9 protein-coding genes are annotated in these 8,512 nt (G+C 69.4%); 5 read left to right on the forward strand and 4 right to left on the reverse strand.

The features are described 5' to 3' along the window. Positions 1 to 640, reverse strand: a 640-nt coding sequence (locus JWR81_RS09995; protein WP_297649747.1) for an urease accessory UreF family protein, incomplete at its 3' end; no start/stop codon positions are given. A 443-nt stretch (positions 641 to 1,083) separates the two neighbouring features. On the opposite strand from JWR81_RS09995, the gene JWR81_RS10000 reads away from it, so the two are divergent. Next, entirely contained in the window at positions 1,084 to 1,482 is a 399-nt protein-coding gene (locus tag JWR81_RS10000; protein WP_297649750.1) for a response regulator transcription factor, read from the forward strand. Positions 1,483 to 2,017: 535 nt separating this feature from the next. Continuing rightward, positions 2,018 to 3,040: an L-glyceraldehyde 3-phosphate reductase gene (gene mgrA, locus JWR81_RS10005; protein ID WP_297649752.1), complete on the forward strand. Its 1,023-nt coding sequence runs from the start codon at positions 2,018 to 2,020 to the stop codon at positions 3,038 to 3,040. Between the two features lie 41 nt (positions 3,041 to 3,081). On the opposite strand, the gene JWR81_RS10010 is transcribed toward mgrA, so the two are convergent. After that, positions 3,082 to 3,726, reverse strand: a complete 645-nt coding sequence (locus JWR81_RS10010; protein WP_297649760.1) for a response regulator transcription factor — start codon at positions 3,724 to 3,726, stop codon at positions 3,082 to 3,084. Between the two features lie 615 nt (positions 3,727 to 4,341). Between JWR81_RS10010 and JWR81_RS10015 the strand changes: the two genes are divergently transcribed. The 3 genes from JWR81_RS10015 to JWR81_RS10025 all read left to right on the forward strand — a co-directional run bounded on the left by JWR81_RS10015 (position 4,342) and on the right by JWR81_RS10025 (position 6,824). After that, positions 4,342 to 4,824, forward strand: a complete 483-nt coding sequence (locus JWR81_RS10015; protein WP_297649754.1) for a helix-turn-helix domain-containing protein — start codon at positions 4,342 to 4,344, stop codon at positions 4,822 to 4,824. 14 nt (positions 4,825 to 4,838) lie between these two features. Then, positions 4,839 to 5,495, forward strand: a complete 657-nt coding sequence (locus JWR81_RS10020; protein ID WP_297649761.1) for an IS630 family transposase — start codon at positions 4,839 to 4,841, stop codon at positions 5,493 to 5,495. 444 nt (positions 5,496 to 5,939) lie between these two features. Further along, a complete protein-coding gene (locus JWR81_RS10025) occupies positions 5,940 to 6,824 on the forward strand; it encodes an NAD(P)-dependent oxidoreductase (protein WP_297649756.1) in 885 nt (294 codons plus the stop codon). 45 nt (positions 6,825 to 6,869) lie between these two features. Here the strand turns inward: JWR81_RS10025 and JWR81_RS10030 are convergent, their stop codons facing one another. Together JWR81_RS10030 and JWR81_RS10035 are read right to left on the reverse strand one after the other, a co-directional pair. Next, entirely contained in the window at positions 6,870 to 7,358 is a 489-nt protein-coding gene (locus JWR81_RS10030; RefSeq protein WP_297649763.1) for a hypothetical protein, read from the reverse strand. Between the two features lie 590 nt (positions 7,359 to 7,948). Further along, positions 7,949 to 8,206, reverse strand: a complete 258-nt coding sequence (locus JWR81_RS10035; RefSeq protein WP_297649758.1) for a hypothetical protein — start codon at positions 8,204 to 8,206, stop codon at positions 7,949 to 7,951. Positions 8,207 to 8,512 lie beyond the last annotated feature (306 nt).

Below are 8,512 nucleotides of genomic sequence, written 5' to 3' on the forward strand. Positions count from 1 at the left end.
CACGGGATCGGCGGACCGTCCCGCCGCCACGGCCGCGGCGGCCACCGCGAGCGGGTCGAGCCCCAGCAGCCGGACGGCGGCGCTGCACGCCCCCCCGACCAGGTGGTGCAGGGCGAGACCGGCCGTCCTCCGGTGACGCCCCCGCGCCGGCGGCCGCGACCCCGAGCACCAGCGGATGGTGGACGTGCGGCAGCGCCCGCAGCGCGTCGACGGCGGGTCCGGGCCAGGCGAGGGCCACGGTGCGCAGCAGCGCCGCCCCCTGCGCCCGTGACGCCAGCCGCAGCGCCGCCGAGGGTGTCCTGGCGGAGACGGCCGCGTCCCACCGCGCCCAGTCCGGGAACCGCCCCGCACCGGCTCTCCCGCCAGGACGTGTCGACTCGCCGGGTAGACCCGGCCCGTCCGCGCCGACCCGCGCACCGGAACGTGCCGACTCGCGGGAGGCGGCCAGGGCGCAGGCCGCCGCCGCGGCCGCCGCCTGGACGCGGCCTCCCGTCGCCAGTCGACCCTCCAGGAACAGGGCCAGGTCGTCCACCGTGCGGATCAGGCCGCGGTCGACCAGCGCTTCCACCCCGCCGGAGTGGCCGTGACCACCCGACGGGGTCCGCGAGTCCGCGAGCAGGAGCAGGCCGGCGGGCACCATCAGAACAGGAAGTCGTGCTTGCACGGGCTTCCTGACATGCGGCTCGATCCCGTTTCGATGGTCTGAACTGCGCAGACGTGCGGCATCACATACCGTCCTGTGGCGGCCTGTCTCGTCGTGGAACGTACCCGGTGGCCACCCGAACCCACGTTTCCGTCGCGTGACGAACGAGGGCGCCGCGCGGCCGGCAAGGCCCCGAGCGTGGCGAAGTCTAGGTGGCTGCACCGCCACTGAGGGCACAGCGCCGGTGTGGGCAGCCCGTCCCCCGCCCGGGCACAGCGGTGCCTCGAGCCGGTTTCGGTCCGGGTCGCTCGCCGGAGTCGTCGGCTCCTGGTGGCAGGTCTTCGGTGACCGGACAGGCCGGCCGGGATCGCGGGTTACCGTTAGCTGCAATGTGGTTGCTGTGCCAACCAGGCATAGTGAGGCGGGTGTCCCTACGCGCCGTGATCGTTGACGACAGCACCCAGTTCCTCCGGGCTGCCCGTTGCTTGCTGGAGCGCGAGGGGATCATCGTCGTGGCCAGCGCGTCGACCGGCGCCGAGGCACTCCGTTCCGCCGAGGAGTACGACCCCGACGTCGTCCTCGTCGACGTCGGGCTGGGTGCTGAGAGCGGGTTCGACGTGGCGGAACGGCTGAGCCGGGCTACGGGCCGGCGCAGGCGGGTGGTCCTCATCTCGGCCCACCGCGAACAGGACCTCAGAGAACTCATCGACGCCAGCCCGGCGATCGGCTTCGTGCCGAAGTCGCAACTCTCGGCGCGCGCGATCATCGAGCTGCTCGGCGGCAGCGACGGGGGCCGGGCGGACGGGCCTGGCCGAACTGATGCGCCTCGGGGAACCTGAGGCTCGTGCGCCGATGGCACCCGGATGTCGGTGATCGTGTCCCTGACGGTGTCGGCTCCACGATTGTCGGCCAGGAAGCGGGCGCCGGGCGGCGACACGGACCAGCGGCTGGTCGGGTGCTCGCCCAGGTTCGTCCGCGGCTGCGACGTCCGCTTCCGCGAGGTGACCGGTTCGGCTCGGCTCCAGGCGGCTCCGACGGCCGTTGCGACGAGCTCGGGTTCAGAGTTGTCGATACCGCGTGATACCCGATGCCTTCGGTCGAGATCCCTCTGTTGCTGCTGGTGGTGCCGGTCCCGTGCGTAGCCGGCTACGACACCGGGCCGCGTCCCTGCTGGCCGGTACCCGGATGCCCCGGCTAGCCCGAAGCGCCGAGTCCGGCTGGCGGTGTCGACACGTGGGCCACACACGCCGACGCTCGACGGGGGCGGATTTCCGTCCGCCACCGAGCCCCCGCGGTGCCGAGCCCGACGAGATCGCGGAGCTCGCCCGCTGCACAGCCTGATCCCTGTACCGCCGCGATCTGGAGCCCTTCCCGATGACGTACACCGCCGCATCAGACCGATACGACGCGATGAGCTACCGCCGCAGCGGCCACAGTGGCCTTCACCTGCCCGCCATATCGCTGGGCCTGTGGCACAACTTCGGGCACGATCGGCCGCTGGAGGTCCAACGAACGATCGTCCGTCGCGCGTTCGACCTCGGCGTCACGCATTTCGATCTCGCGAACAACTACGGCCCGCCGTACGGTTCCGCCGAGGCGAACTTCGGCCGCGTGCTGGCCGCCGATCTCCGGCCGTACCGCGACGAGCTGGTCATCTCGACAAAGGCCGGCTACGACATGTGGCCCGGGCCCTACGGCCAGTGGGGCTCACGCAAATACCTGATCGCCAGCCTCGACCAGAGCCTGGGCCGGATGGGGCTGGACTACGTCGACATCTTCTACTCGCACCGCTTCGACCCCAGTACCCCGCTCGACGAGACGATGGGGGCGCTGGACGCAGCTGTGCGGCAAGGCAAGGCCCTCTACGCCGGCATCTCCTCGTACTCGTCGACCAAGACCGCCGAAGCCGCGGCGATCCTGCGGCGGCTCGGCACGCCCTTGCTCATCCACCAGCCGTCGTACTCCATGTTCAACCGCTGGGTCGAGCAGGACCTGCTCGACGTGCTGGAGCAGGAGGGCGTCGGCTGCATCGGATTCTCCCCACTGGCGCAGGGCATGCTCACCGACCGGTATCTCAACGGGGTTCCCGCGGACTCGCGTGCAGGCCAGCACACCTCGCTGCGACCGGAGTGGCTGAACGAGGAGAACCTCGGCAAGATCCGTGCGCTGAACGACATCGCGGCCCGGCGCGGACAGTCGCTCGCCCAGCTGGCGCTCGCGTGGACGCTTCGCGATCCGCGGATGACCTCCACAGTGATCGGCGCCAGCAGCGTCGCCCAGCTGGAGGACAACATCGCCGCACTCGGCAACCTCGCCTTCACCGCCGACGAGCTCGCCGAGATCGACAAGAACGCCACCGAGTCCGGCATCGATCTCTGGGCGCGCTCCTCCGACTGACGCTCGGGCACCCCAGGGAGACGGCGATCTCGCCGTCCCGGTCAGCGGGCCTCGAGGAAGTTGAGCACCGCGAGGACGCGGCGGTTGTCGTCGCCGGTCTCGGGAAGGCTCAACTTGGTGAGAATGCTGCGTACGTGCTTCTCGACCGTGCCGCCGGTGATCCACAGCTGCCGAGCGATCCCGGCGTTGGAGCGCCCTTCCGCCATCAGCGCCAGCACATCACGCTCCCGCACACTGAGCACGGCAAGCGGGTCATTGCGCCGGCGGGCTGACACCAGCTCCTGCACCAGCGCCGGATCCACCACAGACGCGCCCTTGGCTATCCGCTCGAGCGTGTCGATGAACTCCGCCACGTCACTGACCCGGCTCTTGAGCAGGTAACCGATACCCCTCCCGCTCGCCAGCAGTTCCATCGCATGCTCGACCTCGACATGGGCCGACAAGACCAGGACCCCGGTCCCCGGGAACTGCCGCCGGATCTCCCCGGCAGCCTCCAACCCCTCGGTGGTCTGGGTCGGCGGCATCCGGATGTCGACCATCACCAGCTCGGGTTCCATGTCGCGAACCAGCTCCAGGAGTCCGATGCAGTCGCCGACCTGCGCTACGACCTCGAGACCCGACCGCTCGAGCAGGCTGGCCACACCCTCACGGAGCAGGACGTCGTCCTCGGCAAGGATCACACGCAACGCGGACATCGCCGTCCGCTACCCTTCCGCCGAGGCCGGGCGGTGCAGGTGCGGATCCATCATCATGGCCAGCATGATCGGCGGACCTCCCCTGCTGTCAGGTCAGGACGCTGCCCAGGTCTGGGCGGAGCGTCTCACGGGCGCGGGCGCAACGCCAACACCGCGTCGCCGCACGACCGGACTACTCGCTCGCGGGACCGCTCCTCCGGCTACCGGCACGCTACGCGGATAGGCCTGCCCGGGCGGCGCCGACCGCTGGATGGTGTCGACCTCTGCTTGGCCGGCGGCATCACGTGAGCAGGCCGTCGAGGAGCCGAGTGGGAACGACCTACAGCGCGGCCGGCACGTCGTCCGATGCCTCGGGCGTGGGGTATCACGGCCACGACTGGGGCGATCCCCGATGAGCTCTTTGATCAACCATCTACGCCGTCACCTTCATCCGCACCGGGACCTCGCCGTGAACAGCTGATCGACGAACTCCACCGCCTCAAGAAGGTGGCCGCCACACCCGGTCCGCTCCGACGGCGCCTACTAGCGTGTCGCCGCTAAATATTGCAGTGGTTGGTGTATCAGTTCTCAGCAGTTCGCTCGTGTTGCTGAGAGGATGCCCAGACGATGCCCAGCGCGAAGGTGTTCAAGGTCTTCTTGTCGGCAGCTGATCGCGAGTTCCTGATCAAGCTGACCAGGACCGGTGTGCACTCGGCACGGATGATCATGCGGGCGCGGGCGTTGCTGGAGTTGGACGAGAATGACCCCGACCGGGAGGGGCCGGCGCCGGATCGGGCGGTGGTCGCGGCGCGGGTCGCGACCTCGACGACCACAGTGGGCCTGATCGCGAAGCGGTTCACCGAGACCGATGGCGACGTACTGGCCACGATCGGCCGCAAGCAGCGCGAGACCCCACCGGTGGCGCCGATCGTGACCGGCGAGGTCGAGGCCCGCCTGATCAAGCTCGCCTGCTCGACCCCACCCGAGGGCTATTCCCGCTGGTCACTGCGGCTTCTGCAGCGTCATGTCGCGCTGGTTGAGGACATCCCGGACCTGGACCACTCCACCATCGGCCGGGTCCTAAAAAAACGAAACTGCGTCCTCATCTGAGGAAATGCTGGACCATCCCACCGCACGCCAACGCCGAGTTCGCCGCTCGGATGGAAGACATTCTGGCCGTCTATGCCCGCCCCTACGACCCGGCCCGACCGGTGGTGTGCATGGACGAGAAGCCCTACCAACTGCTCGGACAGGTCCGCGACCCGATCCCCGCCGAGCCCGGTCACGACCGAAAAGAAGACAACGAGTACGTCCGCAACGACACCTGCGCGATCTTCGTCTGGGTCCAGCCCCTGCACGGGTGGCGCCGCGTCGACGCCCAACCACGCCGAACCAAGATCGACTGGGCCCGCCAGGTCCACCAGCTCCTCACCCACGACTACCCCGACGCCGAGACCGTCGTGCTGGTCATGGACAACCTCAACACCCACGGCATCGGCTCGCTCTACGAGGCATTTGAACCCGCCACAGCGTTTGCGTTGGCGCAGCGCCTGGAAATCCACCACACCCCCCGCCACGGCTCCTGGCTCAACATCGCCGAGATCGAACTCTCAGCCCTGACCCGCCAGTGCCTCGACCGGCGCATCACCGACATCGACACCCTCAACACTGAACTCGCCGCTTGGCAACAGGCCACCAACACTGACCACCGTCAGGTCAACTGGCAGTTCACCACCACCGATGCCCGCATCAAACTCCGCCACTTATACCCCAGCAATTAGACGCGACAGACTACTACCTGCGCTTCGCTGGAGAGCTGCGCATCGAGCACCGGCACGGTCATCGACAGCTACACCGAGGCCGCCGTCCGGGAGCTCATGTACCTCGGCACAACTCCACCGGTCAGCAGCGGAGCCGGGGCGCGCTGAGGCTCGTCCCTCCCCGCGTCGAGCCGGAACCGGCACGTGCCGTGCCGCCCGTGGGAACCGGGTCGCCGTCACGGGCGCAACTCACGACCTGCCCGACGAAGTCCCGCTGGCAGGTATGCGAGGACTCCAGCTTGCCAGGAGCGCGGATGCGGGCCAGCGGTGACGACTCGGGGGCCGTCCACGGGAACACTCGACGAGGTCGAGCGTCTCGCGCTGGAGGATCACGAAGCCGACCAGGACCGAGCCGAGCAGGCCACTGCATCGGCCGCCACAAGAAGATCCACAAAGGAGCATCTCATGGCAAAGCTCGCGTTCCTCGGTCTCGGGCTGATGGGCACGCCGATGGCGACCCGGCTTCTCGAGGCCGGGCACGACATCACCGTCTGGAACCGGACGAGTGCCAAGACCAGACCGCTGGTCGACCAGGGCGCCTCGGCGGCCTCCTCGCCGGCCGAGGCCGTGGCCGGAGCCGACGCCGCCATCACCATGGTGGCGACTCCTCAGGCGCTCGAACAGGTGTTGTTCGACGACGACGGCGTGCTCGGCGCCCTCACCCCCGGGCAGCGGCTCATCGACATGTCCACCGTCGGCCCGGAGATGATCCGCTCGGTCGCCACGCGGCTGCCGAGCCACGTCACCCTGATCGACGCCCCGGTGCGGGGCGGCATCCCCGAGGCGATCGCCGGCCGGCTCCTCATCTACGTCGGCGCAAGTCAAGAGGCCTTCGACTTCGCCCAGCCGCTGCTCGCCTCGCTCGGCACCCCGCACCACGTGGGAGGCCCAGGGGCGGGTGCGGCTACCAAGATCGTCGTCAACCTGATCCTCGGCGTGACCATCACGGCCCTCGGCGAGGCGCTCGCGCTCGGCGACACCCTCGGGCTCGACCGCCGGACCCTGCTGGACATCCTGGCCGAGTCGCCGATCGGAAGCACCGCCCGGAGCAAGCGCGCCAACGTCGAGTCCGGCACCTACCCACCCGGCTTCAAGCTGCGCCTTGCCCTCAAGGACCTTCGGCTGGTCACCGAGCCCACGGCCCAGCCCCGCCAAGATCTCCGGCTCGCGGCGGCCACCTGCAGCTGGCTCGAGCAGGCGGCCCAGGCCGGTGCGGACGACCTCGACTACTCGGCGGTGGTCGCGACGATTCTGGCGGCATCGACGGGGTCCTCACCCGAGCCGAGCTGATCGCCGGCGACGGGCTCGACCGACACCCCTGAGCACGTGCTACCGCTACAGCACGAGCAGTAGGACGACGGTGACCGTCACGAAATCGGCCGCGGCCCAGGCGAGCAGGAGCACCTCGGTCCGGGCGTCGGACACGACGTTCCTTCCTGTGATGACCGGATCGCCGCGGCCCGCCGTCCCCGCTTGCGACCGCCCGAGGACGAGTACCGCCTTGGCGGCCAAGAGGGTTCGTCCGACCGCGAGCAGTTGATCTCGAGACTTCGGTGGGACAGGATGCCCGCCGTACCCCGTGGCCTGGCCGAGGGCTTGCAGGACAAGGAGATCGCGCTGCGCGTGGGGCGTGATCCTTCGGTGATCTCGCGTGAGGTTGTTCGACACGGCGGCCGCGGGGCCTACCGCGCCGCCGCCGCGGACGAGGCGGCGTGCGCCGCCCGTGAGCGGCCCAAGATGTTCGCGGACCTCGCGGTTCCTCGTCCGGGTGCCGTTGACCGGTCGGGACTCCCTCACAATCGGCGAGGCGATCATCGCCGCCACCGGCGGACCGCCCGCGCAGATCCGCTTCCGAGATCAGCGACCGTCCCCGTGAGATCGACAACTGGACTCACCGAACTTGTCGAGGCGAACGCTTCCACTGGCTGAATCTGCGCGTCGCTGACCGGGGTAACCTGCTCCGGTTCCAGGCGGGGCAGCCGTTCGACGTCGGCCGCGTTGCGTACCGGGTGCCCGAGGACGGACCCTCACGCCACCTCGAGCAGCTCCCGACCCGATGCGGTGAGCCGCACCGGCCCGGTCCGGGGCCCGGCGGCGATCAGCCCGGCACTCGCGAGCCGCGGACCGACGAACTGATCGCAGAAACAGAGACCGTCAACGGTCAGTGACCCGCCCGCTGCCACGGGCATCTCGCAACGGCCCGCGGCGACGGCTCGGAGGACGGCGAGATCCCGGGGACTCAGCGGGGAGGACGTCGGCGGTGCCGGAATCCCTGCCTCGTCGCCGGCCGTGCCTTCGGCACATGTCGGGCTCGGTCGGTACTCCGGACGGACTCGGCCCGAACGCCATCTGGGCTGCTCGGTTCGCGTCGAGATCGTGGGACCTGCGCTGGTTTTCATCATTCCTTCTGGCCGTCACGCGGCATCGCTCACCTGAAGATCGAGCGCCAGGAACATCCGACGCTCGAGCAACAGGTCGATATCGGCCCAGTTCTGCTGGCCGAGTTCCGGGAGCCACAGGCCGATGTCCTCGATCTGCCTGTACAACCGCACGATGTGCTGGTCCACTGCGGCGACGTCCGGGCACAGGTACAGAGTGCCTCGGCCGCCGATCACCGCGGTGAGATCGATGCTTCGGACGGGCTGGTCCGACTCGGGCCTCCGGTTGATCATCCAATTCATCGTGTGCTCCTCAGGTCGGGGCGGGGCATCGCAAGTGGCTTCTGTCTCACGGAGAAATCGTCGCGGCCACGCCCACTGCGTGCATCACCGCCAGCGGCCGTCACGCTCTGGCGCTGGCAGGAGTGGTCCACCCCTGCTGGCAGCAACCCGACCGACCGGGCCGACGCTCGCCTCCGGACCGTGAGCGGCATACCCTCCCCCACCATTCCCGCCGTGATGTGAGCCGGGGCCGGGCATTTACGGCTGGCAGGTAGTCACATGTCCCAGGCAACCGGGCAAGCAGATGGGCGGTGGCCG

The organism is Pseudonocardia sp. (assembly GCF_025965585.1).
Taxonomy (GTDB): Bacteria; Actinomycetota; Actinomycetes; order Mycobacteriales; family Pseudonocardiaceae; genus Pseudonocardia.

What these genes read in the sequence shown, in the direction of transcription:
- mgrA (WP_297649752.1), top strand. Translation starts at nt 2,018, where the DNA reads ATGACGTACACCGCCGCATCAGACCGATACGACGCGATGAGCTACCGC.
- JWR81_RS10025 (WP_297649756.1), top strand. Translation starts at nt 5,940, where the DNA reads ATGGCAAAGCTCGCGTTCCTCGGTCTCGGGCTGATGGGCACGCCGATG.
- JWR81_RS10015 (WP_297649754.1), top strand. Translation starts at nt 4,342, where the DNA reads ATGCCCAGCGCGAAGGTGTTCAAGGTCTTCTTGTCGGCAGCTGATCGC.
- JWR81_RS10035 (WP_297649758.1), bottom strand. Translation starts at nt 8,206, where the DNA reads ATGATCAACCGGAGGCCCGAGTCGGACCAGCCCGTCCGAAGCATCGAT.